26 protein-coding genes, 1 tRNA gene and 1 pseudogene are annotated in these 23,899 nt (G+C 74.3%); 11 read left to right on the forward strand and 17 right to left on the reverse strand.

Annotated elements, in window-relative coordinates; translation table 11 throughout:
- Positions 1-10 precede the first annotated feature (10 nt).
- Positions 11-991, reverse strand: a complete 981-nt coding sequence (locus HLB15_RS08185; RefSeq protein WP_171104811.1) for an amidohydrolase family protein — start codon at positions 989-991, stop codon at positions 11-13.
- A 74-nt stretch (positions 992-1,065) separates the two neighbouring features.
- Between HLB15_RS08185 and HLB15_RS24970 the strand changes: the two are divergent.
- A pseudogene (locus HLB15_RS24970) lies at positions 1,066-1,515 on the forward strand (TetR/AcrR family transcriptional regulator); the annotation flags it as partial.
- A 78-nt stretch (positions 1,516-1,593) separates the two neighbouring features.
- Here the strand turns inward: HLB15_RS24970 and HLB15_RS08195 are convergent.
- The 3 genes from HLB15_RS08195 to HLB15_RS08205 all read right to left on the reverse strand — a co-directional run bounded on the left by HLB15_RS08195 (position 1,594) and on the right by HLB15_RS08205 (position 4,747).
- A complete protein-coding gene (locus HLB15_RS08195; RefSeq protein WP_171104812.1) occupies positions 1,594-2,535 on the reverse strand; it encodes an NADP-dependent oxidoreductase in 942 nt (313 codons plus the stop codon).
- Between the two features lie 95 nt (positions 2,536-2,630).
- Positions 2,631-3,212 (reverse strand): TetR/AcrR family transcriptional regulator, encoded by a 582-nt coding sequence (locus HLB15_RS08200; protein WP_171104813.1) that lies wholly within the window; start codon positions 3,210-3,212, stop codon positions 2,631-2,633.
- A 134-nt stretch (positions 3,213-3,346) separates the two neighbouring features.
- Entirely contained in the window at positions 3,347-4,747 is a 1,401-nt protein-coding gene (locus tag HLB15_RS08205; RefSeq protein ID WP_171104814.1) for an MDR family MFS transporter, read from the reverse strand.
- Between the two features lie 64 nt (positions 4,748-4,811).
- On the opposite strand from HLB15_RS08205, the gene HLB15_RS08210 reads away from it, so the two are divergent.
- The 5 genes from HLB15_RS08210 (at position 4,812) to HLB15_RS08230 (ending at position 9,128) form a co-directional block, all read left to right on the forward strand.
- The gene (locus HLB15_RS08210; RefSeq protein ID WP_171104815.1) at positions 4,812-5,417 is read left to right on the forward strand and encodes a TetR/AcrR family transcriptional regulator; all 606 of its coding nucleotides are present in this window, start codon (positions 4,812-4,814) and stop codon (positions 5,415-5,417) included.
- Between the two features lie 95 nt (positions 5,418-5,512).
- On the forward strand, positions 5,513-6,430 hold the full coding sequence (locus tag HLB15_RS08215) for an ABC transporter ATP-binding protein (RefSeq protein ID WP_171104816.1): 918 nt from the start codon (positions 5,513-5,515) through the stop codon (positions 6,428-6,430).
- Positions 6,427-7,233 carry a phosphatidylglycerol lysyltransferase domain-containing protein gene (locus HLB15_RS08220; protein WP_171104817.1) on the forward strand — a complete coding sequence of 269 codons (807 nt, stop codon included), beginning with the start codon at positions 6,427-6,429 and terminating at the stop codon, positions 7,231-7,233. The genes HLB15_RS08215 and HLB15_RS08220 overlap by 4 nt, the downstream gene beginning before the upstream one ends.
- 51 nt (positions 7,234-7,284) lie before the next feature.
- The gene (locus tag HLB15_RS08225; RefSeq protein ID WP_171104818.1) at positions 7,285-8,457 is read left to right on the forward strand and encodes a sensor histidine kinase; all 1,173 of its coding nucleotides are present in this window, start codon (positions 7,285-7,287) and stop codon (positions 8,455-8,457) included.
- Positions 8,454-9,128 (forward strand): response regulator, encoded by a 675-nt coding sequence (locus HLB15_RS08230; RefSeq protein WP_171104819.1) that lies wholly within the window; start codon positions 8,454-8,456, stop codon positions 9,126-9,128. Before HLB15_RS08225 ends, HLB15_RS08230 begins: the two co-directional genes overlap by 4 nt.
- Positions 9,129-9,245: 117 nt before the next feature.
- On the opposite strand, the gene HLB15_RS08235 is transcribed toward HLB15_RS08230, so the two are convergent.
- Both HLB15_RS08235 and HLB15_RS08240 read right to left on the reverse strand, forming a co-directional pair.
- Positions 9,246-10,385, reverse strand: coding sequence for an amidase family protein (locus HLB15_RS08235; protein ID WP_171104820.1), 1,140 nt, complete (start codon positions 10,383-10,385; stop codon positions 9,246-9,248).
- A 200-nt stretch (positions 10,386-10,585) separates the two neighbouring features.
- Complete coding sequence (locus HLB15_RS08240) at positions 10,586-10,996, reverse strand: PaaI family thioesterase (protein ID WP_171104821.1); 411 nt, start codon at positions 10,994-10,996, stop codon at positions 10,586-10,588.
- An 80-nt stretch (positions 10,997-11,076) separates the two neighbouring features.
- Between HLB15_RS08240 and HLB15_RS08245 the strand changes: the two genes are divergently transcribed.
- Both HLB15_RS08245 and HLB15_RS08250 read left to right on the forward strand, forming a co-directional pair.
- Positions 11,077-11,670: a TetR/AcrR family transcriptional regulator gene (locus tag HLB15_RS08245; RefSeq protein WP_171104822.1), complete on the forward strand. Its 594-nt coding sequence runs from the start codon at positions 11,077-11,079 to the stop codon at positions 11,668-11,670.
- 22 nt (positions 11,671-11,692) lie between these two features.
- Complete coding sequence (locus HLB15_RS08250) at positions 11,693-12,052, forward strand: TraR/DksA family transcriptional regulator (RefSeq protein WP_171104823.1); 360 nt, start codon at positions 11,693-11,695, stop codon at positions 12,050-12,052.
- A gap of 70 nt (positions 12,053-12,122) precedes the next feature.
- On the opposite strand, the gene HLB15_RS08255 is transcribed toward HLB15_RS08250, so the two are convergent.
- Positions 12,123-13,304, reverse strand: a complete 1,182-nt coding sequence (locus HLB15_RS08255) for a glycoside hydrolase family 76 protein (RefSeq protein WP_171104824.1) — start codon at positions 13,302-13,304, stop codon at positions 12,123-12,125.
- A 677-nt stretch (positions 13,305-13,981) separates the two neighbouring features.
- Here HLB15_RS08255 and HLB15_RS08260 point away from each other — a divergent pair.
- On the forward strand, positions 13,982-14,119 hold the full coding sequence (locus tag HLB15_RS08260) for a hypothetical protein (protein WP_212759641.1): 138 nt from the start codon (positions 13,982-13,984) through the stop codon (positions 14,117-14,119).
- 75 nt (positions 14,120-14,194) lie between these two features.
- Here the strand turns inward: HLB15_RS08260 and HLB15_RS08265 are convergent, their stop codons facing one another.
- From HLB15_RS08265 to HLB15_RS08290, 5 genes are all read right to left on the reverse strand, one after another.
- Positions 14,195-14,473 carry a peptide methionine sulfoxide reductase gene (locus tag HLB15_RS08265; protein ID WP_171104825.1) on the reverse strand — a complete coding sequence of 93 codons (279 nt, stop codon included), beginning with the start codon at positions 14,471-14,473 and terminating at the stop codon, positions 14,195-14,197.
- 289 nt (positions 14,474-14,762) lie between these two features.
- Positions 14,763-14,836 (reverse strand) — tRNA-Pro (locus tag HLB15_RS08270).
- Between the two features lie 632 nt (positions 14,837-15,468).
- Positions 15,469-15,849 (reverse strand): nuclear transport factor 2 family protein, encoded by a 381-nt coding sequence (locus HLB15_RS24975; RefSeq protein WP_171104826.1) that lies wholly within the window; start codon positions 15,847-15,849, stop codon positions 15,469-15,471.
- Between the two features lie 38 nt (positions 15,850-15,887).
- The gene (locus HLB15_RS08285) at positions 15,888-16,706 is read right to left on the reverse strand and encodes a DUF1684 domain-containing protein (RefSeq protein WP_171104827.1); all 819 of its coding nucleotides are present in this window, start codon (positions 16,704-16,706) and stop codon (positions 15,888-15,890) included.
- Positions 16,703-18,307 carry an MFS transporter gene (locus HLB15_RS08290; RefSeq protein ID WP_212759642.1) on the reverse strand — a complete coding sequence of 535 codons (1,605 nt, stop codon included), beginning with the start codon at positions 18,305-18,307 and terminating at the stop codon, positions 16,703-16,705. The genes HLB15_RS08285 and HLB15_RS08290 overlap by 4 nt, the downstream gene beginning before the upstream one ends.
- Positions 18,308-18,414: 107 nt before the next feature.
- On the opposite strand from HLB15_RS08290, the gene HLB15_RS08295 reads away from it, so the two are divergent.
- Entirely contained in the window at positions 18,415-18,996 is a 582-nt protein-coding gene (locus HLB15_RS08295) for a helix-turn-helix domain-containing protein (protein WP_249359988.1), read from the forward strand.
- A gap of 24 nt (positions 18,997-19,020) precedes the next feature.
- Here HLB15_RS08295 and HLB15_RS08300 read toward each other — a convergent pair whose 3' ends face one another.
- Both HLB15_RS08300 and HLB15_RS08305 read right to left on the reverse strand, forming a co-directional pair.
- On the reverse strand, positions 19,021-20,550 hold the full coding sequence (locus HLB15_RS08300; protein ID WP_311979564.1) for an alpha/beta hydrolase: 1,530 nt from the start codon (positions 20,548-20,550) through the stop codon (positions 19,021-19,023).
- A gap of 390 nt (positions 20,551-20,940) precedes the next feature.
- A complete protein-coding gene (locus HLB15_RS08305; protein WP_171104830.1) occupies positions 20,941-21,417 on the reverse strand; it encodes a cytochrome C5 in 477 nt (158 codons plus the stop codon).
- A gap of 154 nt (positions 21,418-21,571) precedes the next feature.
- Between HLB15_RS08305 and HLB15_RS08310 the strand changes: the two genes are divergently transcribed.
- Complete coding sequence (locus tag HLB15_RS08310; protein WP_171104831.1) at positions 21,572-22,003, forward strand: hypothetical protein; 432 nt, start codon at positions 21,572-21,574, stop codon at positions 22,001-22,003.
- Between the two features lie 104 nt (positions 22,004-22,107).
- Here HLB15_RS08310 and HLB15_RS08315 read toward each other — a convergent pair whose 3' ends face one another.
- The 3 genes from HLB15_RS08315 to HLB15_RS08325 form a co-directional block, all read right to left on the reverse strand.
- Positions 22,108-23,310: an MFS transporter gene (locus tag HLB15_RS08315; RefSeq protein WP_171104836.1), complete on the reverse strand. Its 1,203-nt coding sequence runs from the start codon at positions 23,308-23,310 to the stop codon at positions 22,108-22,110.
- Complete coding sequence (gene pcaC / locus HLB15_RS08320) at positions 23,307-23,699, reverse strand: 4-carboxymuconolactone decarboxylase (protein WP_171104832.1); 393 nt, start codon at positions 23,697-23,699, stop codon at positions 23,307-23,309. Before pcaC ends, HLB15_RS08315 begins: the two co-directional genes overlap by 4 nt.
- A partial coding sequence (locus HLB15_RS08325; protein WP_249359989.1) for an alpha/beta fold hydrolase occupies positions 23,696-23,899 on the reverse strand: 204 nt, incomplete at its 5' end. The genes HLB15_RS08325 and pcaC, both read right to left, overlap by 4 nt.

A 23,899-nucleotide genomic window follows, 5' to 3' on the forward strand; every position in this document is an offset into this window, starting at 1 on the left:
AAGATCTCGGTCACACGACCCCGGCGTCGATCCGGAAGAGTTTGCGGGCGTTGCCGTCGGTGAAGGCCGCGCGGTCCGCCGGGCCCAGCTCGCCGAGGAACGCGTCGATCTGCGGCCGGGTCGGGTGCTGGAACGGGTAGTCGGTCGAGAACATCAGGCGGTCGGCCGTCGTCACCTCGAGCGCGTGCCGCAGCAGGGCGGGCGAGAGCATGCCCGACGCCGTGACGTGCACGTTCTCCCGGAGCACCTCGGCGACCGGGCGGTCGAGCGAGGCCACGCGCGAGAGGCTGCCCACGCGGTCCTGCCAGAACAGCAGCAGCTCGCCCCAGTGGCCCAGCACGACCTGGAGGTCCGGGTGGCGGTCGAAGGCCCCGCGGGCGACCAGGCGCAGCGTGGCGAGCGCCGCCTCCAGGTGCCACCCCCACGCAAAGGTGGACAGCGCCAGGCCGACGGCGTCGTCGAACCCGCCGTACGCAGCCTCCCGCACCGCGCGGGCGGGGATCTGGGGGTGGATGAACACGGGCTGCCCGAGCGACGCCGCCAGGCCGAGCACCTCGTCGTAGCGCGGGTCGTCGAGCGGTGTGTCGCCGGTCCTGCCGTAGAGCATGACGCCGACCGCGCCGAGCCGCGTCGCGCGCTCCAGCTCGGCGGCGGCCCCCGCCGGGTCGGCCAGCGGGAGGGTGGCCAGCGCCCGGAACCGGTCCGGGTGGCGCGCCACCGCGTCGGCGGCGACATCGTTGAGCTCCCGGCTCATCGCGACCGCGTCGGCCGGGGCGAGCGCGCCCGGCCCGGGTGGTGCGAGCGAGAGCACCTGCAGATCGACCCCCTGCTCGTCCATCGCGGCGAGGCGGACATCCCCCAGGTCCTCGAGACGCTGCAGGTGGTCCCCCCTCTCGTTGAGGGCGAGGCTGTCGTCGCGCAGCCCGGTGGGCTGCGCCTTCAGCGCCCCGGTCAGCCCGGCCGACGTCCAGTGCTCCTCGATCGCGATCATGGCGCGCCTCTCGTTCGCTCAACATCTGTTGAGCCGAGCGTAGCACTTTGCTCAACGGTCGTATAGTGAACGTCATGGCTGCCACCACGCGCGATCAGAAGCGCGCCCAGACCGCCGAGCGCATCCTCGCCGCAGCCCGGGAGGAGTTCGCCCTGCACGGATACCGCGGCGCGACGATCCGGGCGATCGCCGACCGTGCCGGGGTGCACGCGTCCCTGGTGATGCAGCACTACGGCTCGAAGGCCGACCTCTTCGCGATCGCGGCGGAGCTGCCCGCCGGCGACGAGGGCGGCGCGGCGGAACACCTGGCCGCTGTCCTCGACGTGCGGATGCAGGGACTCCCGCCCGAGACCCGCGCACTCGTCGCCTCCATGCTGACCTCGCCCGAGGCCGAGGCGACCGTGCGCGCCTTTCTCCAGGAGCGCGTCGAGAACCTGGCGGCCTCGTTCGAGGGCGACGACGCCGAGGTGCGCGCCCTGCTGGCCGTGAGCGGCATCCTCGGCCTGACCGTCGCGCGCCACTTCCTGACCCTGCCCGCCTTCGAGCACGTCTCGCACGACGAGCTGGTGCGGGCAGCGAGCGCGTGGGTATCGGGGGCGCCGTCAGGTGAAGTCGAGCACCAGCCGACCGCGCAGGCCGCCCGCCTCGAGCATGGCGTGCGCCTTCGCCGCCTCCTCTGCGGGCAGGACCTCGGCGACCCGGAGGCTGAGCGCGCCCTCCTCGACCTGCCGACGGAGGGTGTCCAGCGCCTCGGTGTCCTCGATCCGGTCGGCGACCATGAGCGGGTGCACCGTGATGCCGCGCTCCCCCGGACCTTCCCATCCCCGCATCTCGGCCACCACGCCGCCGTCGGCGACGGCGGGCAGCACGGCAGCGCGCTGGTCCGAACCGTCCACGAGGGCGGGCACGCCGGCCGGCACGATCTCGCGGATCTGCTCCGCGACGCCGGCACCGCGCTCGACCACGTGGTCCGCACCGAAGGAGCGGACCAGGTCGACGTCCCGCTCCGCGGCATCAGCGACGACGGTCAGGCCGTCAGCCGTGGCGAGCTCGATCGCGTAGGCGCCGACAGCCCCGGCCGCTCCGGTGACGGCCACGGTGTCTCCCGGGCGCAGCCCCGCGACGTCCAGCGCCATCCGCGCCGTGAGCGCGTTCATCAGGAGGGTCGACGCCGCAGCGAGGCCGACCCCCGCCGGGGCGGGCACCACCGAGGCCGCAGGCAGGACGACCTTGTCGGCATAGGCGCCACCGCGCGGCCCGACGAACAGCACCATCCCGATGACCGGCTGCCCGACGACGAGCCGGTCACCGACACCGGGGCCGACCTGGTCGACGACACCGGCCACGTCCATGCCGGGCACGAACGGCGGACGTGCGGTCGACCGGACCGCGTGCCCGCCCGTGCGCAGCATGACGTCCGTTGGGTTGACAGCGGCGGCGTGCACCCGGATGCGGACCTCTCCCGGGCCCACCTGGGGCTCCGGCAGGTCCAGCACCTGCAGCACCTCGGGACCGCCGTACTCGTACAATCCGATAGCTCTCACACGTCGGGCAACCGCCGCGTGGACGATGTTGTTCCGACCGCGGACCACCGCGGGCGGCTGCACCGTCACTGCGGCGCACCGGGCTCGCGCAGCCCTCAGGCCGGACGGAGCGCGTCCGTCACGAGCCCGAGCAGCCGCTCGACCCGGGCCGCGTCGACCTCGACCGGCATGAGCGCCCCTGCCGCCAGCACCACGACGTCCTCCGCCTGGACGTCGCCGCGCAGGCTCCCGTCGCGGGCGCCCGCGTCGAGGATCGGCGCGATCGCGGCGGCGAGCCGGCCGCGCCGGCCCGCGACGTCGTCCTGCTGCACGGACTCCAGGACGCCCCGGCGCAACGCGTCGAGCATGCCTCGCTTCGTCGCGGCCAGGTGCGCGAACCGGCGCAGCCACTCCCCGAGCGCCTCACCGGGCGGCAGCCGGTCGAGCAGGCGGCCCGCCTCGTCGATCAGCTCGGTGACCTGTGCCTCGTACACCGCGGCGACCAGCGACTCCTTGGTCGGGAAGTTCCGGTAGAGCGTCCCGATCCCGACGCCCGCCGCGCGCGCGACGGCCTCGAGCGAGAAGGGCGCGGCTCCGTCGGCGAGCGCCGCGCGGGCGGCCTCGAGCAGCGCCTGGCGGTTGCGCTCGGCGTCGGCCCGCCGTCGGCGCGGGGCGGCGCTCGAGGTCTCGTCGGTCATGGCGGGGCTTTCCTCCGGTGGTGCCGGCCTGGCTCGACCGGAGGGACCTCCGGTACCGGCCCCATGGTCTCACGCCCCCCTTGGCCTCGGCTCCCCTCTGACCACCGAGGTCGCGACGCCTCCGACCCGACCCTTCACACCGCCCGGCGCGGGAGCAGGAGCGAGAGCGCGACGGCAGCGACCGTGAAGCCGGTCGCCCACCAGAACGCGACCTGGAAACCGTCAGCAGGGGTGTCGGCCGCTGCGACGGCGGACTGGAGGACGACGGCGAGCACCGCCGTGCCGAACGAGCCGCCGAGCTGCTGCCCGATGCGGCTGATGACGCTCGCGTGCGGCACCTCGTCGCGCGCCAGGCCCTCGAAGGCCAGCGCCATGAGCAGCACGGTGACCGCGCCGAGGCCGAGACCGCGCACCAGCAGGAAGCCGCTGATCAGCACGAGGCTCGTGTGCTCGGTCGCGGTGAGGAACGGCAGCGTGCCGACGGCGACGATCACGAACCCGACCAGGACCACCCACCGGGCACCGACCTTCTCGGCCAGCCGGACGGCGACCGTGCGGCTGGCCAGCGTGCCGACGCCCTGCGGGATGAGCAGCAGGCCGGCCTCGAGCGCCGTGGCGCCGCGCAGCTGCTGGAAGTACAGCGGGACCAGGAGCATCGCGCCGTAGAGCGCGAACCCCGACAGGAGCAGCAGCACGGTCGACGAGGACAGCGCGCCGTGCCGCAGCAGCCGCAGGTCGATGAGCGGGTCCTCGGTGCGGCGCAGCGTCCGCCAGGAGAACAGGGCGATGGCCGCGACGCCCGCCACGAGGGGCGCCAGCACGTCGGGGTGTCCGAAGCCGCCCTCCTTGCTGGCGTTGCTCAGGCCGTAGAGGACGCCTGCCAGGCCGAGCGCCATGAGCACGAACCCGACGACGTCGAGCCGTGTCGGCCGGGTGGGCTCGTCCTTCGGCAGGTACCGCAGCGCCATGAGGATGCCGCCGACCGCGAACGGCACGGTGACCACGAACAGCCAGTGCCGGTCGAGGGTGTCGAGCACGAGGCCGCCGAGCGCCGGGCCGAGGATCGGGCCGAGCACGGCAGGCATGCTGACCACCGCCATCACGCGGCCGAGCCCCTTGCCCGCCGCTGCCTGCATGACGAGCGTCGCCATCATCGGCATGAGGATGCCGCCCGCTGCGCCCTGCAGGGCACGGAAGGCGATGAGCGACGGGGCGTCCCACGCCACCGCGGCCAGCAGGGAGGCCACGAGGAACACCGCCAGCCCGACGATCCACAGCCGCCGCCCGCCGATCCGGTCCTGCGCCCACGGCACGATCGGCACCACCACGGCCAGCGCCAGCAGGTAGCCGGTGCTGATCCACTGCACCGTCGACAGCGGCACGCCGAGGATCCCGGCGAGCGGCTCGACCGCGACGGCCACGGTGGTCGACGCGAACAGCACCCCCAGGCCGCCGACGATCGCCGTCCAGGCGACCGGCCAGACCCCGGGCGCGACGGCCGGCGCGCTCCGAGTCTCGACTTCCATCGTCTCCATGACTCTCCTTAAGAGGCATCGTGTATCTTGTTACCCACGGTACGTCGACGAGATAGGAAACGCAATGTCTCTTAATGAGCGATCCGACGCAGGGCCGCAGCGTCGCCGCCGCGGCGCGGCGCTGGAGGGCGCGCTTCTCGACGCCGCCTGGGCCGAGCTCGTGGCCACCGGGTACGAGGCGATGACCTACGACGCCGTCGCGGAGCGCGCGAGCACCAGCCGCGCCGTCCTGTACCGCCGGTGGCCGAGCAAGCGCGACCTCGCCGCGGCGGCCGTCGCCCGTGTGGTCGCCACGATCCCCTTCGACACGCCCGACACCGGGTCCCTGCGCGACGACGTCGTCGCGCTGCTGCACGCCGCCAACGACACCCGGGCCCGGATCGCCGTCCAGCTCGCGGTGCGCCTCGACGGCACCGGCGACGACGCCCTCACCCTCGCCGACCTGCGCACGACCGTCGCCGAGCGGAGCAACACCCGCATGATCACCCTCCTCGAGCGCGCCGCCGAGCGCGGCGAGATCGCGACGGCGGACCTCCCCCGACGCGTCCGGAACGTGGCGTTCGACCTGCTCGGCTACCAGATCCTCGCCACGCAGCGGGCCGCGACCCCGGCGGAGATCGAGGAGATCGTCGACGACGTGCTCCTGCCCCTGCTGCGCGCGCCGCGGTAGGCACCACGGGACTACTCCCCCGGTACGGGCGCCGCCGGAGGCCCGGTACCGCCGGCCGATGTGCCGCCACCTGCACCGTTCCTAGCGTGACCACCATGATCGAAGCACTGCACCTCACCAAGAGGTACGGCGAGCGGACCGCCGTCGACGACCTGTCCTTCCGCGTCCGGCCCGGCGTCGTCACGGGATTCCTCGGCCCCAACGGCGCGGGCAAGTCCACCACGATGCGGATGCTCGTCGGTCTCGACGAGCCCACCTCCGGGACCATCACCGTCGCCGGGCGCCGGTACCGCGACCTGCCCGACCCGCTGCGGCACGTCGGCATCCTCCTCGACGCCAAGGCCGTGCACGGCGGGCGCAGCGCGTACCACCACCTCCTGGCGCTCGCCCGGACGCACAACATCCCGGCCCGGCGCGTGGACGAGGTCATCGACCTCGTGGGCCTGACCGCCGTCGCGCACCGGCGCGCCGGCGGGTTCTCGCTCGGCATGGGGCAGCGCCTCGGTATCGCGGCCGCCCTGCTCGGCGACCCGCAGGTGCTCGTGCTCGACGAGCCGGTCAACGGCCTCGACCCCGACGGCGTGCTGTGGATCCGCCGGATGCTCGCCGACCTCGCCACGGGCGGCCGCACCGTGTTCCTCTCGTCGCACCTCATGAGCGAGCTCTCGCTCATCGCCGACGACCTCGTCGTCATCGGCCAGGGCCGGCTGCTCGCGGCGGGCACCGTGGCCGACGTCGTCTCGTCCGTCGCGCCCACCTCCGTCCGGGTGGTCGCCGCGGACGCCGCCGCCCTCGCGACCGCGCTCCAGGGCGACGGCGCCACCGTGACGACGCCCGACCGCGAGACCCTCGACGTCCAGGGCCGCTCCGCGCGCGAGATCGGCACGATCGCCGGCGCGCGGGGCATCACCCTGTACGAGCTCACGACCCGCAGCATCTCGCTGGAGGAGGCGTTCATGCAGATCACCCGCGACGCCGTCGAGTACGGCTCCCCCACGGAGGCCGTCCGATGAGCGCCACAGCCCTTGCCCGGCCCGCCGTCGACCTCACCGGGGCGCGGATCACCGCAGCGGGCCTGCTGCGCTCCGAGTGGACCAAGCTGTGGTCCGTGCGCTCGCTGCGCCTCACGCTCGCGACGGCGTTCGTCCTGCTCCTCGGCCTGAGCACGTACGTCGTCGTCGAGGGACGCATGCTCAGCGGCGAGGTCTCGGAGATCCCGTTCAGCTTCACCGGCGTCTACCCCGTCGGCATGCTCGCCCTCGTCGTGCTCGGCGTGCTGGCCATGGCGGGCGAGTACGCCGCGGGAACCATCCGGACCAGTCTGGTGGCCGCCCCCGGCCGCACCGGCGTCGTGGTCGCCAAGGCCGCCGTGCTCGTCGGCGTGACGACGGCGCTCGGTGTCCTCAGCTCGGTGCTGCTCTACGGCCTGGTCCAGGTCACCGGGACGGTGCCCGCCGCGCAGGGCATGTCGCTGCTCGACCCCGCCATGCTCGGCGGCGTGGTCGGCAGCACCCTGATGCTCCCCTTCGGCGCGCTGTTCGGCGTGGTGCTCGGCCTGCTGGTCCGCAGCGCGGCGGGCGCCGTCACGCTGTACTTCACGGTCTTCCAGATGGGCCCGCAGGTCTTCCCCGTACTCCTGCCCGAGCCGCTGGCGGGCGTCGTCGACTACATGCCGCTCCAGGCGATGGACGTCGTGCGGACGGCGGGTCTGAGCGGCGAGGCGTACGGCGTCGGGACGGGCGTCGTGGTGCTGGCGGCGTGGATCCTGGTGCTCGGCGGCGCCGCGTGGTGGTTGCTGCGGAGCCGTGACGTCTGACCGGCCGGCCCGCCCGGGCCGGCCCCGTGGCGCCCGTGCGAGGATGCGGGCATGACGGATCCGCTCGCGGGGATGCGTGCCATCGACCGGCGGCATCCCCTGGGCTGGGACCTGGGGCTCGCCGCGGCCGTCGCGCTCGTCTCGGTGAACGCCGGCCCGCCGTCGGGACCGGTCGGGTGGGCGGTCTTCGCCGTCGTGCACGCGGCCGTGGTCCTGCGGCGGCGCCGGCCGCAGCCGGCGCTCCTCGTCGCGGGTGCGGCCGTCGCCGCCGGAAGCCTTGGCGCGCTGCTCGCCCCGGCGGCCCCGCCGTGGACGTACCTCGCGGTCTGGGTGCTGCTGTTCGGCGCCGCGCTGCGCGGGAGCCGGCGCGGCTCCCTCGCGACGACTGTGGGCGTCGCGGCGCTGGTCGCCGTCTGCTCGCTCGTCGCCCCGCCGATCGCCGGGCCCGTGACGCCCCGCGAGCACGTCACGCTGACGCTGGCGGTGACCGGGACCAGCGCCGCGGCACTCCTGCTCGGCCTCCAGGTCCGGGGGCGCAGGCAGCGGCTGGCGGCCGAGCAGGCCGAGATCGCGCGCGCGGCCGCGGTCGCCGAGCGGTCGCGGATCGCGCAGGAGATGCACGACGTCATCGGGCACAACCTGTCCGTCATCGTCTCGCTCGCGACGGGTGGCGGCGTCGCCGTGCGCACCTCCCCCGACGACGCCGAGCGCGCCTTCGCCGCCATCGGCGACGTCGGCCGCTCGTCGGTGCGGGAGGTGCGCCGCGTGCTGCGGGTGCTGCGGCACGACGCGAGCGCCGACGGCGCGCCGCTGAGCCCCCAGCCCGGCCTCGACGACGTCGACGCCCTGCTGGACTCGGTGCGCGGGGCGGGCCTGGCGGTGGCGCTGCGGCGCAGCGGTGACCTGGGTGGGCTGGACGCCGGACGCCGGCTCGCCGTGTACCGGATCGTGCAGGAGTCCCTCACCAACGTGCTGCGGCACGCCGGCCCCGGCGCGCACGCCGACGTCGGCATCGCGCGCGAGCCCGGCGCGGTCGTCGTGACCGTCTCCGACGACGGCAGGGGCAGGCCCCCGACGCCCGGCGCCGGGCACGGCCTGCTCGGCATGCGCGAGCGCGCGGCGGCCTACGGGGGCGAGCTGGAGGCCGGCCCGACCGGGGCCGGGTGGCGGGTGCGGGCACGGATCCCGGTGGACGACCAGGGCGGACAGGAGGGCACACGATGACGGACCCGATCCGGGTGCTGATCGCCGACGACCAGCCGCTGCAGCGCATGGGCACCTCGATGTTCCTCGCCGCGCAGCCGGACGTCGCGGTGGTCGGCGAGGCGTCCGACGGCGGCGAGGCGGTGCGGCTCGCGCGCGAGCTGCTCCCCGACGTGGTGCTCATGGACGTCCGCATGCCGAACCTCGACGGCATCGCGGCGACGCGGCTGCTGGTGGGGCACGGCGCGACGGGCCGGCCCCACGTGCTGCTGCTGACCACGTTCGACCTCGACGAGTACGTGCTGTCCGGCCTCGAGGCGGGTGCCAGCGGGTTCCTCACCAAGGACGCCGAGCCGGGCGCCCTGCTCTCCGCGATCCGCGCCGTCGCCGCCGGGGACGCGGTCATCGCGCCGAGCGCCACCCGGCGCCTGCTGCACCGCCTGGCGGGCGGGCCCGGGCCGGGGCACCCGGCCGCGGCCGAGAGCACCGCGGTCGCCGGGCTCACCGCGCGGGAGCGCGAGATCCTCGTCGCGATCGGCGAGGGACTGACCAACGCCGAGATCGCCGACCGCCTGTACCTCGCGGAGTCCACGGTGAAGAGCCACGTGGGGCGGATCTTCACGAAGATCGGTGCGCGCGACCGGGTGCAGGCGGTCATCGTCGCGTTCCGCGCGGGCCTGGTGCGGGTCTGAGGGTCCCCGCGCCGCCGAGGTCGGCAGTCCCATCGGTAGTCCCGCCGCCGGTCGGCACCTGCTTGTACCGACCGCGAGCGGAACCACCGACCTCGCGGGAAGGTACCGACCTGGGAGTCAGGCCGTCGCGAGCTCGGCCGCTCGGCGCAGGAGCGCCCGGTCCGAACCGGGCGGGCCCACGAGCGACAGCCCCGCCGGCAGGCCGTCCGCGGTCGTGACCGGCACCGACACCGCGGGCAGCCCGGCGAGCACCGCGACCGACGTGACGGCGACCGTCGCCCGGCGCACCGCCTCGGCCGCCGCCGGGTCGGCCACGGGCGCGACGGAGGACGCCGACGGCAGCACCAGCACGTCGTCGCCCAGCCGGTCCCGGATCTCGGCGCCCGCACGCGTGACGACGGCCCGGGCGGCGTCCGCCTGCTCGGGCGTCACGGTCGCGGCGAACGTGAACCGGCCGCGCACCGCTGGGCCGATCCGGTCGAGCCGGGGGCCGACCCACGCCCCGTGCGCGGCCCATGCCTCGGCCGCCTGCACCGCGCGCAGCGCCTCGATCCACGCGTCCGGTACCGCCCACGCCGTCGGCGCCGCGGCCAGGTGCCGGGTCGCGCGGGCGACGGCGCCGCGCACGTCCGGCTCCGCCTGGTCCAGCAGGTCGGTCGCCACCAGCGGCGCGCCCGACGCCGTCGCGGTGTCCGGCGGGAGCACCACGTCACCGACCCGGACGAGCAGCCCGGCGTCGCGGGTCAGCCAGCCCACGGTGTCGAAGGACCGCGCGAGCGGCAGGGCGCCGTCGCCGGGCACGGCGCCCTGCGTCGGGCGGTGCCCCCACAGGCCCTGGTAGGCGGCCGGGACACGGATCGAGCCCCACGTGTCCGACCCGAGGCCGACCGACACCTCGCCCGCCGCGACGGCGGTGGCGGGCCCCGACGTCGACCCGCCGCTGACCCGGCCGGGCGCCGCCGGGTTGGGCGGCGTGCCGTAGTGCGCGTTCGCCCCGGTCAGCGACCAGGCGAACTCCTCGGTGCGGGCGATCCCGCGCACCGCGGCACCGGCCTCCAGCAGCCGGGCGACCGCCCACGCGTGCTCCGGCTCCTCCCGCGCCTGCTCCAGCCACTCCGGGTTCCCGGCGCCGACCCGCTGACCGGCCACGGCGAAGAGATCCTTGACGGCGACGGTCTCGCCGTCGAGCGGTCCGCGGCCCGCGGGGGCGACGAGGGGGCCGGCGTCGGGCAGCACGCGCCACACGGAGGTGTCCATGCGGGCATCGTGCCAGGCCGCGACGGGCCTGCCCCGCCTCTTCTCGTCTTCGAGACCGACGTTGATCGGCTTTGAGCGGGCTCAGAGCCGATCAGCCTCGGTCTGGAAGACGATCCGCGAGCAGACTGCCGACGACGGCGCCGCCCGCCGCACGACGTCCGCCCGGACCCGCCGCGATGACGGACGGCTGGGCCGCGCGGTCAGCCGTCCGCCGCCACGGGCCGGACCAGCCGCACCGTCTGGAGCACGTGCGCGCACAGCGCGCCGGACTCGTCCGTGACGCGGACCTCGACCAGCACCTGCCTTGCGGTGACCGCGAGCGGGACGGCCGTCGCGGTCGCGGCGCCCCGCGCCGGGCGCAGGAAGTGGGTGGTCGACTCCGCGGTCGCGGGCAGGGCGCCGGGCTCGCCGTTCGCGGACGCGCAGACGGCGGCCACGCCGTCCGCCAGCCCCATCAGGGCGCCGCCGTGCAGCGCGCCCCCGACCGTCGACAGGCCGGGTGAGAACGCCAGCCGTCCGACGACGGCCTCCGAACCGATCTGCTCGAGCTCGACGCCGAGCGTGCGGACGAAGGGGGCGGCGGCGTAGACGTCGTCGGCGGTGAGGGTCATCGGAGGCCTTCCTCGGTGCGATTGTAGAGAGTTCTCTCTAGAGACAGGACTCTAACGACGCCGTGGAGTACGGTCAACGCATGCCGCGCTCGACCCACGACACCTCCGCGATCCTCGACGCGGCGGGCCGGATCCTCGGCGCGGGCGGCACCGGCGCCGTCACGATGGCCGCCGTCATCCGCGAGGCCGGCATCCCGAGCGGCTCCCTCTACTACCGGTTCCCCGACCGCCCGGCCCTGCTCGCGGCGCTGTGGAACCGGGCGATCGCGAGCTACCACTCCGGGGCCTACCCGCTGTTCGACGGCGACCCCGTCGAGGCGGCCGCCGCGCTCGGCGCGTACACCGTGCGCTGGTGCGACGCCGAGCCCCACCACGCGCACGTGCTGCTGGCCGGGCGCTCGCACTTCGAGCCCGAGGGCTGGCCGGCGGACGCGCGCACCACCGAGGCGCAGGAGAGCGCCCGGTGGGACGAGGCGATCCGCGGCCTGACGCGCCGGCTCCGGTCGCAGACGTCGGCGTCGACGGCCGAGATCCTGCTGGTCGCCGTCGACCTGCCGTACGCGGCGGTGCGGCGCTACCTCAGCGGCGGCCGCCCCGTCCCGCCGGACCTGGCGGACGTCGTGGCGGGCCTGATCCGCACGTCGCTGCGCGGCGCCGACCCCGCGTCGCACTGAGCGCTGCTTGTAGCCTGCGAGGATGACGGACCCCGAGTCGTTCGCCGAGATCCGCGAGCTGCTGGCCACGGACCGCGAGCGCACGGTCGAGCTGATCGCGTCGCTCTCGGGCACCATCACCTCGATGGTCGAGGCGTCGCAGCAGAGCAACGCCGACGACGAGCACGACCCCGAGGGCTCGACCATCGCCTTCGAGCGCTCGCAGGCGAGCACCCTGCTCGCGTCGGCCACGGCCCGCCTGGCCGACGTCGACGCGGCGCTCGCGCGGATCGCGGACGGGACGTACGGCGTCTGCGAGCGCTGCGGGCGGCCGATCGCGCGGGAGCGGCTCCTGGCCCGGCCGACGGCACGGACGTGCATCGCGTGCGCGGCGGCGGGCTGACCCGGGGCTGCCACCGCGCGCGAACGCCCCCCACCCGCGGCGGCGGGTGAGGGGCGAGCGTCCGGACGGGTCAGTACAGGATCGGCACCTGCCCGCGCGGCCACGCCAGGGTGGCGTAGATCTGGACCATCGCGGCCTGCTCCAGCAGCTCGGTGTGCTCGTCACCGGCGTTGAACAGCCCGGTCGAGGGGTCGCGCTGGGTGCGCCACTGCTGGTCGGCGTAGTCCGCCATCGCGTCCCGGTAGGTCGTGCCACCGGTCACGGACTCCAGCAGCAGGAGGTTCTTGAACCAGATGGAGTTGAAGAACATCGGCTGGCCCGCGAGCCGCCCCTCGGTGACGTAGAAGCGGTAGGACGCCGCCGCGATCGCCGTCGCCTTCTGCAGGTAGCGCCGGTCGCCCGTGGCCTCGTACAGCAGCGTGTAGGTGCCGACGGGCACGCCCTGGTTGTACGACCACTGCGTGCGGTCGATCGACCCGTCGAGCTTGATGTTGTCCCAGTACAGGCCGTTCGGCGCGAGCAGGTGCTCGTCGGTCCAGGCGACCATCCGCTGCGCCCACTCGAGGTAGTGCCGCTCGCCCGTGATCATGTACAGGCGGGTGGCGAGCTGCGCGCCCGGCATCGTGGAGACGGTGTTGCGGTCCGTGCTCCAGGTGGCCTGCGTCCAGAACACCCCGCCGGGCGCCGGGTGCGACGGGTCGGTGTCCCACCCGGAGACGACGAGCTCGAAGATCTCCTCGGCCCGCTCGAGCGCCGCCTCGTCGTCGGTCGCCAGGTACTGCTGGACCTTGGCGAGCGCGACCCACTCGTTGTCGTCGTAGAACATGTCGCCCCCGCCGCCGTACGGGGCACGCGGGTACGAGTCGTAGCCGGGCAGGCCGGTGGTGCCGCCGTCGGCGTTCCAGAAGTGCTCCTGCCCGCGGGCGACCTCGGCGAGCTCGTCCTCGAACGACCGGCCCGTCGCCCCGGGCAGCCCGGTCAGGTCGAGCGTGGCGACGTGTGCCTGGGAGTGCGGCCACTCGAACGAGTACGTGCGGTCGTCGGCGCCGCTCGGGTAGCGCTCGCGGTACAGGCCGGTGCCGTCGTCGGCAGCCATGTACTCCTGCATCGCGTCGAACGACGCGAGCGCCCGCTGCACCTGCGCGCGCTGGGAGGCGGCAGGGACGCTCTGGTCCTGTGCGTCGGCGGGGGCGGCTGCCCCCAGTGCACAGGCCAGCGCGACGACCGGGGCGGCAGCTCTGGTGAACCTCATCGTTCGCTCCTTCGTAGGGTGGTGCTCGTCATTCGGCGATACCTGTCGCCACCGTCCCGCCCGACGGCGACGTTCCTTCCCGATACCGATGGCAGCGCTGTCATCGGTGGTTGGCAGCAACGCTAAGGGATCCGTGCGAGGCGGTCAACGGGCTGCCCCCGCCGCTGCGGGACCGCGCCGCCGCCGGCCCGGCACGCCGCCGAGATCTGGTGTTCCCGTCGAGATCTGGTGGCGCACGGCCAGATCTCGACGGGAACACCAGATCTCGGTGACGCCGCACCGGAGGTCCGTCGGTGGCACCGTCCGGCGCGGCGCGGCCCCTACGATGGCGCTCGGTGCGCGGGGACGGTGGCTCGGAACGCTTCCGCACACGCGACAGGACCGGGAGGAGGACCGGGTCGATGTCCCTGGGTGAACGATGACGGCGCTCCGCCCGCCGGTGGCCGACCGCCTGCTGGCTGTGGGGTCGTTCGCGCTCGGCGTCGTCCTCGCGCTCACGCTCCGCCTGGTCGACTTCGACGGCGAGCGCGCCGTGGACCTGTGTGCGGTCCTGCTCCTGGGCGCGACGTCGGCCCCCCCTGCTGGCCCGCCGGCGCCGGCCGATCCTCGTCGTCCTCGCCGTCGAGACGTCGGGCGGTCGGCGACGTCCTCCTCGGTGTGGGCTGGCTGTTCACCGGGTGAGGTTCGCGACCGACTACCCCTTCGCGAGCATCAAGGAAGGGACCGACTGGTTCCGGGCCGTCGATCTGCCGCGGGAGGACAAGGAGAAGATCGCGTTCCGCAACGCCGAGAACCTGTTCGGCATCGCGGTCTGACGTGCCGCCCGACAAGCGAGGGCTGCATGGTCGCGGGCCGGTGAGCGGGTCGTCGAGGGTCGCTCACCGGCTCCGTCAGGAGCCGTACTCCCCCGCCGCCGACCGGAGGAAGCCGAGGACGGCGTCGGCCGGTACCTCGCACGGCCGCAGCACCGGCCCGTCCGTCGTGATCCAGACGTTCGCGCTCAGCCTGTCGGCGCCGCCGAGGCGCTCGGCGGAGACGGTGACGACCTTGCCGTGGGCGCGGGTCGTGCGGGTCACGCCCCAGGGCTCGCCCGCCACCTGCACGCGGGACCAGCCCTCCGGGATCTGCCCGACGAGCTCGTCGAGCGGGCGGTCCGGCTGCTGCTCCATGGTGGCTCCTTCCTGCGGGCGTCCGCCGCCTCTCGGGGGGCGACCTGTCAGCAGAACCTGAGGGTGGCGCGCGCCATTCCCTGGGCATTGTGGGGCGTTGCGACGTGCGCGGCCCGGGCTGCCCGCCAGAGACGCAGCGACCGGCGAGGTCCTCCGCGGCCTCATCCTCGACCCGACCCGGATCTATCAGGGCACCGACCGTCCACCAGGACCTGCCCGGAAACAACGAATGGCCTGAACCCACGATTCGTAGGTTCAGGCCATTCCGATGTCCTGCGACATCACACGGTCGGGCTGACAGGATTTGAACCTGCGACCCCTTGACCCCCAGTCAAGTGCGCTACCAAGCTGCGCCACAGCCCGCGGTGATCTTGAGCACGCCCAAGGCTACCGGTTCGGCCCCGTGGGGCCGACAGAAATACTACCCCACCTGAGGCTGTGCACCTGACCGGAGAGCAGGCCGCGCCGTCGCGGCCGGCCGTCCGCTCACCAGGTCACTCCCCCGCGTGGGCACCGCCCTCCACCGACCGGTCCAGGCCGAGCGTCGCGAGGAGATCCTCGTGCAGCTGGAACCAGACCCGGTGACAGGAGTCCACGCTCACCGCGTCGACCCAGGACCACTCCCCGGACCGCGCGCGACGCAGCGCAGTGGCGTACCGGGCGTGGTAGCCGTCGAACCGGGGCAGGACGGCCGCCAGTCGACCGTTCAGCGGCGCGAGCCGCTCGCCCAGCACGCCGAGCTCGTCCAGCACGCGCGCGTCCCACCCTGGGTCGAGGTGGTCGTTCGGGGACAGGCGATCGCCGTCGGGGCACACCGACCCGGCCTGGACACCGCTGCTCGGCGTCGCCGCGGGCGTCGTCACCCAGACCGGCGGCGCACTGTCGCACGCCGCGATCGTGGCGCGCGAGCGCGGCATCCCGCCGTGCTGGGCGTCCCGGACGCCCTGCGGCTCGTGCCCACCCGGCGGCCGTGATCACGAGGATCCCGCGCCCCGTCAGCCAGGCGGGACCGGGACCGCCGTCGCGTACTCCTCGATCCGGGCGATCAGACCGTCCTCGAACCCGAAGTACACGGCCGCGTTCACGTCGAAGCGGCCGCCGTCCGCGGTCACGACGTGCACGACGTGCTGCTGGAGGAGCTCGTCCGCCGTTCCGGTCCGACGGCCGAGCTGTCGGCCGATCTCGTACTCCATCGACGCGATGGAGCCGATCTGCGCCTGCATGCCCGCGATGTTCTCGTCGATCCCGCTGTCGCCCGTGCCGTCGCTGTGCCAGACGGTGGCGTCGGCGGTGCACAGCGCACGCGCCTCGGCCCACTCGCGGTCGGCCAGGTGCCGCAGGTAGGTGGCGGCGGTCTCGGCAGGTGTTCGTCCCATGAGGTGGTCCTCTCGTCGGTCGGTCGAGTCGGTCGGGGTCAGGAGGCCGGGCCGGGGGCGTACACGAGCCGACGCTCCCCCGCCTCGACCCGGAACGGCAGGTGGTTGCCGGCCGGCGCCAGCGGGCAGGTGAAGACCCGGGGCGCGACGTGGTGGTGGGACAGCGTCACGCGGTTGAGGTCGACGGTGACGGCGGTGCCGGGCGGGGCGAGGGGCAGGGTCAGCCACCGGCCGATCTCGGGCGTGTCCGTACCGCTCGTCTCGTCGGTGAAGATCACCAGCCCCTGCCCGGGGATCTCCTCGACGACCGTGAGCACGTGCTCGACGCCGTCGACGGTGAAGGCCAGGTCCACGGGCGCGGGCATCCGGTCCGTGCTGCGCGGCACGGTCAGGCGCTCCACCTCGACCCGGCGCCCGTCGGGCACGGGGCGCAGCTCGCCCCGGAGCACCCAGGCCGGGGCGTGGTCGTAGGCGTCGATCCCGACCAGGCGGGAGCGCTCGAGTGCCCCCTCGTCGAGCACCACGACGCCGTAGCTGCCCGCGCCGCCGCCCACCATCCCGGTCCGGCCCCCGGGCAGCGTGAACGACTGCCCGGTCGGCACCTCGGCCCGCCCAGCGACGAGGGCACCGTCGACGAGGACGCCGTCGCCGGGCTCCGCGGACACGATCAACGCGCCCGAACCGTCGGTGGACCAGCGTCCGGGGACGCCGTCGATGACGTGGTCGCCGGGTCCGCTGACCACGGCGCGGGCGACCACCGAGGCCTTCCCGCCGGGTCCGGCGAGCTCCGCCCACCGCTGTGCTCGCCACGCGTCGTACCCGGCCTGGTCCTGAGCTCTCGCTGCCGTGCTCGTCATGCTGCTCCTTCATCCGTGGTGCGGTCATTCGTGGTGCGGTCATCGGTGGTGCGGTCGGACGGCCGGACGGCCACCCGCGGGGCTGTGCGCAGGACGACGACGAGCAGCACGGCCGTGACCGCCGCGCCGACCCACATCGACCGCTGCCAGCCGGAGACGAACGCCTCGGCCGCGGCGTCCATCAGGAGATCGCCCTGCGCCCCGGCGCCCTGGGCGGCGACGGCGGCGTTCGCCACGCCCTCCTCGGCCGCGCTCGCGAGGTCGCGGGGCAGCGCGTCGAGCGCGGGGCCGACCGCGGACCGGTAGCCGGCCGTCAGGAGCCCGCCCAGGAGCGCGACGCCGAGCGCCGCCCCCAGCTCACGCGTCAGGTCGTTGATCGCGGAGGCCACGCCCTGCTGCTCCCTCGGCAGCGCCCCGGTCACGGCCTCGGTCGACGGCGTCATCGCGAGGCCGGAGCCGATCCCGAGCACGACGAGCCCGGGCACGAGGTCCAGGTACTCGCCCCCGACGTCGACCAGCGACGCCATGAGCACGAGGCCAGCGACGGCGAGCAGGAGGCCTGCCGCCATCGTGGCGCGGATGCCGAGCCGCGCGGAGACCCGCGGGGCGAGCCCGGACGCCGCCGTCATGAGCAGCGCCAGCGGCATGAGCCCCGCGGTGGCGGCCAGTGCGCTCCAGCCGAGAACCACCTGGAGGTACGGGTACAGCATCAGCGCGAGGCCTGCCTGCACGCCGAACAGCACGAGCAGCAGCAACGACCCGCTGGACAGGCCACGGGTCGCGAACCAGCGCACGTCCAGGAGCGGCGCGGCGGCGCGCAGCTCACGCAGCAGGAAGCCGCCCGCCGCGACGACGGCGACGGCGAGCACGCCGAGGACGACCGGGCTGCCCCAGCCCAGCGCGGGCGCCTCGTGCAGCGCGTACGTCAGCGCGACGACCGCGACGACGGACGTCACCGCGCCGACGACGTCGTACCTCCCGGTCACGGCCTGCCGAGAGCTCGGCACGACCACCAGGGCCAGGACGACGGCGCCGACCGCGAGCGCCACCGGCAGCGCGAACAGCCAGCGCCAGGTGGCGACGTCGACGAGGAGGGCCGAGAGGAACATGCCGAGCAGCCCTCCACCGCCGGCGACCGCGGTCCAGACGCCGATCGCGGTCGAGCGCGCCTGGCCGGGGAACGACGAGGTGATGACGGAGAGCGTGACGGGCATGATCATCGCCGCGCCGACGCCGCTGAGCAGCCGCGCCGCGAGCATGAGCTCCGCGGTCGGCGCGAGGGCTCCGAGCACGTTCGCGCCGCCGAAGGCGACGAGGCCCGCGACGAGGACGGGCTTGCGGCCCCACCGGTCTCCGGCGGCGCCCAGCGGCAGGAGCAGTGCGGCGAGCGTGAGGGTGTAGGTGTTGATGATCCAGAGCACCTCGCTCTGCCCGACGTCGAACGTGGCGGCAAGGTCGGGCTGCGCGACGTTGAGCCCGGAGACCGACGCGACGACGGCCATGAGGGCGAGGCAGACGGCGAGCAGGACGGCGCGGCGGCGGCGCGGGTCGTGGAGGACCGGCGTCGCGTCGGCGGCGTCGGTCCGGGTGGGGACGGTCACGGGGTGTTCCTCTCGGGCGGTGCTCTGCGCTGTGCGCACCACCCTCGAACCGCCGCCCGGCGTTGGCAAACATCCTTGCCGAATGGAAAACTGTCCTGATGGACCCGATGACCGCATCGACGCTCGACGCCGTCGGCGGCCGGCTCAAGCAGCTCCGTCTCCGGCGTGACGTCACCCTCACGGACCTCGCGCACGACACCGGGATCTCCGTCAGCACCCTCTCGCGCCTCGAGGCGGGCCTGCGCCGCCCGACGCTGGAGCAGCTGCTCCCCCTGGCGCGCTACCACGGAGTCACCATCGACTCGCTCGTCGATGCGCCGCGCACGTCCAACCCGCGCCTCGACCTCCGCCCGCTGACCTGCGACGACGGGTCGGTCGTCATCCCCCTCACCCGCAGGCCGGGCGGCATCCAGGCCTACAAGTTCGTGCTGCCGGCCGCGAGCCAGGACGAGGAACCCCGGCTGCACAGCCACGAGGGCCACGACTGGGCGTACGTGCTGAACGGCACGCTCCGCCTCGTGCTCGGCGAGCACGACCTGCGCCTCGCGCCCGGGGAGGCGGTCGAGTTCGACACCCGGACGCCGCACTGGTTCGGCGCCACGCCGGACGGCCCGGTGGAGTACCTGAGCCTGGTCGGCCGGCAGGGGCAGCGTGCCCACGTGCGGGCGACGACACGGCACCAGCAGTGAGTGTCGCCGCCCGCTCCGCGTGCCTCAGCCTGCTCGGCAGGACACGTCTCGCTTCGGCAGGGTGCCCTGCACGAGGAACGTGGTGGTGACCTCCAGGGCGCAGGCGTTGTCGTGCAGCACGTACGCGCCGTGCCCGCTGTTGTCGACGGTCACTAGGCGCGACCGGTCCCCGAACGCCTCCCGGGCGAGCCGGCCACCGCGGAGCGGCGTCGCCGGGTCCCTCTCGTTCTGCACGATCAGGATGTTCCGCTTGCCCTCCCGCGAGATCTCGGCCTGCTCGACCGGTTCGTACGGCCAGGAGGCGCACGGGGTGATGTTGGCGCCCGCAGCCCCGAACATCGGGTAGGCGGCGCGGTCGGCGGCCACGGTGTCCTTGTAGTGCTGGACGTCCTCGGCCCAGTCGGAGTCGTTGCAGCTCACCGCGAGGAACACCGTCAGGGCGTTGTCGAACGCCCAGGGCTCGTCGGTGTCGTCCGCGAGGTCGGCGCTCCCCGCCGCGGCACCGGCCGCGCCGTCCATGACGGTGCGGGCCGGCACGTCCGGTCCGAGCCGGCCGGCGACCGCCGCTCCGTCGTCCTCCAGCACCGCCTCCCAGAGCTCGGCGATCCTGGGGTACTGCCCGGGGCTGTACAGGTACCCGAAGGTCCCCATCCGGAAGATGACGCCGTCCACCCCGGCCAGCGGACGCTCGTCGAGGCGCTCCGCCAGCTCGAAGAACGTGGCCCGCACCCGGGCCGGCGTGCGGCCCAGGCCGTAGCTGCCGTGGCGCTCGGCCGCCCACCGCGCGAAGTCCGGGAACGTCTCCTCCATCCCCGGACCGAACAGCCGGATGACGTCCTGGCTCAGGTGCGTGTCACCGATGTTGCTGTCCAGCACGACGCGGTCGGCCCGCTCGGGGAACATCGCGTCGTAGGTGGCACCCAGCCCGCTGCCGTAGGAGTAGCCCAGATAGCTGGCCTTCTCCTCACCCAGCGCGGCCCGGACCTGGTCCAGGTCGCGCGCGATGTTGGGGGTGTTCAGCTGGCGCAGCAGGTCGGCGTCGGGCGAGGACGCGCACGTCCGGGCCACGCCTTCGACGATCTCCGCCTGCGCGTCGACGGCGGCCTCGTCCACCGCGAAGGGCGGGAGGTTGCCGAAGTGGGGCGTGTCCGCGGTGAACCCGCAGTGCGCCGCGGTCGAGTGCCCGATGCCGCGGGTGTCCATCGCGATGAGGTCGTAGGCGTCGCGCACGCTCTTGGGCAGGCCCTTGGACGCCAGCAGGGTGGACAACGTGAGCCCGGAACCGGAAGGACCGCCCGGGTTCAGCAGCAGGATGCCCCGCCGCCGCTCCGGATCGGTGCTGGCCATCCGGGAGATCATGAGGTCGATCTGCTCGCCGTCGGGACGGGCGTAGTCCAGGGGCACCTGCACGGTCGCGCAGTCGAGCTCGTACGGGAGCGCCTCCACGACGACGTCGGCCGGGCACTCACCCCACTCCGCCGGCGCGGGCACCGGCGCCTGGGCGGTCGCCGGCCGGTCATCGGCCACAGCGGGCAGGCCGGCGCCGGCACTCACCGAGGCAGCGAGACCCACCGCCAGGGCCACGGCGATCCCGCGGCGCGGACCGCCCCGCGCCGACCGCCGTCGGGCGCCTCGGACGTGCGGTGGGGCCGTGGCAGGCTCGCCGCCGTCCTCGGTAGGGGGCAGCTTCGTGCGCTCCGACATCGTGTCCTCCACGGTTTCCTGGTTGCGGGCGCAGGCAGGACGGCGTGCTGACCTGCCCGCGACTGGTCCGACCAGTCTTCGTGGCAGCCCGGTACGTCTCCCAGTACCGAGGCGTCACGAGCACCCGGGAGGTTCGTCGTGCCGACCGGTGACATGTGTCATGCCCGACCGCGCAGCGGGGCTCGAGCCGCCGGCCGGCGGGTGAAGTCTCGGCGTCGAACGCGTCGTCGCGACGAGCAGCTAGACCGTCGCACCCTCGCGCTCGTCGACCTCGATGTCGGCGACCTCCAGCTCCTCGTCGAGCTGCACGAGGATCCGTGAGTCCGGGAACTGACGCGGCGCGTCGAAGGCGAGCCGCACGGCGTCCGCGGACACGACCACCGACGTCACCTCCAGGTCGTCCCGCAGGTCGGCCTGCTCGATCACCGGCTCGTCGTCGCCGACGGCACCCTCGATCTCCAGCGCGATCTCGTCGAGCACCGCACGCCAGCGGACCTCACCCACGGTCAGGATGCGGGACGTCGTCTCGAGCAGCGCGTCCTCGTCGACGTCGGGGCCGTTGTCCTCGAGCTCGGGGTCCACGGTAACCGTGACCGCGGCTCCCGCCGCGTCGATCGTGGCCCGGCCGGTGACCAGGCCGTTCTCGGCGACGGGTTCGTCGAGCAGCCCGCCGTCGACGATGCGGGACAGGAGGGCGTCGGGTGCAGGCAGCGTCACGCCGCACAGTTTATTCGTGCCTCGACGTCGCCTGTGCACCGGCGTCAGGGACCCTGACATTCGGAGACAGCGGGTGAAAACGTGCGCTAGCGTGCGCCGTTGTCTGCGAAAGCCCTGACCAGGGGCGAGAAGCACTGATCAAAGGAGACCCTTCGTGCGCCTGACTCGACCGATCGCCGCACTCCTGGCGGCCGTCTGCTCCACCGTCCTGTTCGCCTCCCCCGCGTCCGCTGCCGAGGGGATCTCCTCGAGCTGCTCCGGCACGGTCGTCGCGCAGGACACCCTGTGGCTGCCGGGCGGGAACCAGGTCGGCCGGGTGGAGCTGTGGTACTCGTCGGCCAACGGCGGCACCAACTGCGTCATCACCCACAGCTACCTCGGCAGCAGGACCGACGGGATCGGCGCCTACCTGTGGATCCAGGACGGGCGGAACATCGCGGACGCCTCGTCCTCCTACGACTCCTACGCGGGCGGGGCGTGGATCAGCAACGCGTCGGGCCTCTGCGTGAAGTACAAGGGTGAGGTCGTGCTCGACGGCACCGTCGCCACCGGCGGGCGCTGGGGCAGCTGGGGCAACTGCGGCTGACGCACGTCGAGGCCGGCTTCCGAGGCCGAGGTCGCTTCGCTTCGCGGCACCGCAGGGCGAAGCGACCTCGGCCCCGGCAAGGGGCAACGAGGGGTCGGGCCCGCTCAGCCGCCGATCACCCGCCGCCGCCCCGCGAGCGCCCCCGCGACGATCTCCGGCGCCTTGAGCACCAGCAGCACGACGAGCGGGACGGTCCAGGTCGACGTCGCGTCGTGCAGCCCGCCCAGCAGCACCGGTCCGAGCGCGGCCAGCCCGTACCCGAGGGCCTGCGCCATGCCCGACAGCGCGGCGGCCTGGGCGTGGTCCACGGTGCGCAGGCCGGAGAACGACAGCGCGGTGACGAACGACGCCGCGGTGCCGAGCCCGAGCAGCACGATCCACAGCGGCCACCACCCGGGCGCGAGCAGCTCACCGACGACGGCGACCGCCGACATCCCGGAGAACAGCACGACGAGGCCGCTCTGCCCGCGGGCGCGGGTGCGGTCGATGACGCGCCCGGCGAGCAGCGACGCGGCGATGCCCATGACCTGCAGCAGCCCCTGGTGCGCACCGGCGGCGGCAGGTGTGAACCCTGCCTCGGCCTCCACCGAGGGCCACCACGTGACCACCGCGTAGAAGAAGGTGGACTGCAGGCCCATGTAGCACGCGACCTGCCAGCCGAGCGCGCTGCGCCAGGGTGAGCGGTGACTACCTCGCCAGGTGACTACCTCGGCGGGTCGGGGGGTCGTCACGGGGCGGGCGGTCCGCCATCGCCAGGTCATGACCGCGAGGGCGACGAGCGTCAGCCCGGCCCACACCCCGAACGCGACGCGCCACCCCTGCGGCTGCGTCCCGGCCAGGGGCACGGCGACGACGGCGGCCACCGCGGCGAACGCGGACTGGGTCGCCGAGTACGCCCCGGTGACCTGGCCGACGCGGTGGGGGAAGTCGCGCTTGACCAGGGCGGGCAGCGCGACGTTGAGGGTCGCGACGCCCGCGCCGACCAGCACGGTGCCGACCCACAGGGCGCCCGGCCCCGGCAGCGACCGGCCGACGATGCCCGCGGCGAGCGCCGTCAGTGCGAGCACGCTCGTGGCCTCGATGCCCCAGCGGGCCAGCAACCGCGGCGCGACGAGCGCGAACACGCCGAAGCACAGCAGCGGCAGCGACACCAGGAGCGAGACCTGGGTGGCGGTCAGGGCGAGGTCGGCGGCGACGTCGTCGGCCACGGGCCCGACGACGGTGACGGGCGCGCGCAGGTTGGCGGCGACGAGGAGGACGCCGACGAGCGCGAGCGCGCCCGGGACGGCGGTGCGGGGGCGGCTCAGAGCAGACCCTCCTCACGCAGCACGTCCTGGGCGACGGCGAACGCGTGGTTGGCGCTCGGCACGGAGCAGTAGATCGCGGTCTGCAGGAGCACCTCGCGCAGCTCGTCGACGGTCAGCCCGTTGCGCAGCGCGGCGCGCACGTGCATGGCGAGCTCGCCCCAGTGGCCGCCGGCGACGAGCGCGGTGAGCGTGATCATGGACCGTGAGCGCCGGTCGAGACCGGGCCGGGTCCAGATCTCGCCCCAGGCGTACCGGGTGATGAGGTCCTGGAAGTCGGCGGTGAACGCGGTGGTGCGCTCTGTCGCGCGGTCGACGTGCGCGTCGCCGAGCACCTCGCGCCGCACGCGCATGCCGTCCGCGGCGCGGTCCGGGTCGTCCGGTGCGGTCATCGGGTCACCTCCGTGGTCATGAGGTCGCGCACGAGCGCGGCCACGGCGTCGGGCGCCTCGGCGGGCGCCTGGTGCCCGACGCCGTCGAGCACCTCCGCGCGGGCCGCCCCGACGCCGCGCGCGATCTCGGCCAGGGCCGCGGGCGGGGCGGGCTGGTCGTGCTCCCCCGCGACGGTCACGACGGGCACGGCGGACGGCAC

Origin of the sequence: Promicromonospora citrea, from assembly GCF_013004695.1 — a bacterium.
Lineage (GTDB): Bacteria > Actinomycetota > Actinomycetes > Actinomycetales > Cellulomonadaceae > Promicromonospora > Promicromonospora citrea.

Bases quoted from the DNA above. Each gene is read 5' to 3' on its own strand.
- HLB15_RS08185 (WP_171104811.1), bottom strand. From the start codon at position 991: ATGATCGCGATCGAGGAGCACTGGACGTCGGCCGGGCTGACCGGGGCG.
- HLB15_RS08200 (WP_171104813.1), bottom strand. From the start codon at position 3,212: ATGACCGACGAGACCTCGAGCGCCGCCCCGCGCCGACGGCGGGCCGAC.
- HLB15_RS08205 (WP_171104814.1), bottom strand. From the start codon at position 4,747: ATGGAGACGATGGAAGTCGAGACTCGGAGCGCGCCGGCCGTCGCGCCC.
- HLB15_RS08210 (WP_171104815.1), top strand. From the start codon at position 4,812: ATGTCTCTTAATGAGCGATCCGACGCAGGGCCGCAGCGTCGCCGCCGC.
- HLB15_RS08215 (WP_171104816.1), top strand. From the start codon at position 5,513: ATGATCGAAGCACTGCACCTCACCAAGAGGTACGGCGAGCGGACCGCC.
- HLB15_RS08220 (WP_171104817.1), top strand. From the start codon at position 6,427: ATGAGCGCCACAGCCCTTGCCCGGCCCGCCGTCGACCTCACCGGGGCG.
- HLB15_RS08225 (WP_171104818.1), top strand. From the start codon at position 7,285: ATGACGGATCCGCTCGCGGGGATGCGTGCCATCGACCGGCGGCATCCC.
- HLB15_RS08230 (WP_171104819.1), top strand. From the start codon at position 8,454: ATGACGGACCCGATCCGGGTGCTGATCGCCGACGACCAGCCGCTGCAG.
- HLB15_RS08235 (WP_171104820.1), bottom strand. From the start codon at position 10,385: ATGGACACCTCCGTGTGGCGCGTGCTGCCCGACGCCGGCCCCCTCGTC.
- HLB15_RS08240 (WP_171104821.1), bottom strand. From the start codon at position 10,996: ATGACCCTCACCGCCGACGACGTCTACGCCGCCGCCCCCTTCGTCCGC.
- HLB15_RS08245 (WP_171104822.1), top strand. From the start codon at position 11,077: ATGCCGCGCTCGACCCACGACACCTCCGCGATCCTCGACGCGGCGGGC.
- HLB15_RS08250 (WP_171104823.1), top strand. From the start codon at position 11,693: ATGACGGACCCCGAGTCGTTCGCCGAGATCCGCGAGCTGCTGGCCACG.
- HLB15_RS08255 (WP_171104824.1), bottom strand. From the start codon at position 13,304: ATGAGGTTCACCAGAGCTGCCGCCCCGGTCGTCGCGCTGGCCTGTGCA.
- HLB15_RS08265 (WP_171104825.1), bottom strand. From the start codon at position 14,473: ATGGAGCAGCAGCCGGACCGCCCGCTCGACGAGCTCGTCGGGCAGATC.
- HLB15_RS24975 (WP_171104826.1), bottom strand. From the start codon at position 15,849: ATGGGACGAACACCTGCCGAGACCGCCGCCACCTACCTGCGGCACCTG.
- HLB15_RS08285 (WP_171104827.1), bottom strand. From the start codon at position 16,706: ATGACGAGCACGGCAGCGAGAGCTCAGGACCAGGCCGGGTACGACGCG.
- HLB15_RS08295 (WP_249359988.1), top strand. From the start codon at position 18,415: ATGACCGCATCGACGCTCGACGCCGTCGGCGGCCGGCTCAAGCAGCTC.
- pcaC (WP_171104832.1), bottom strand. From the start codon at position 23,699: ATGACCGCACCGGACGACCCGGACCGCGCCGCGGACGGCATGCGCGTG.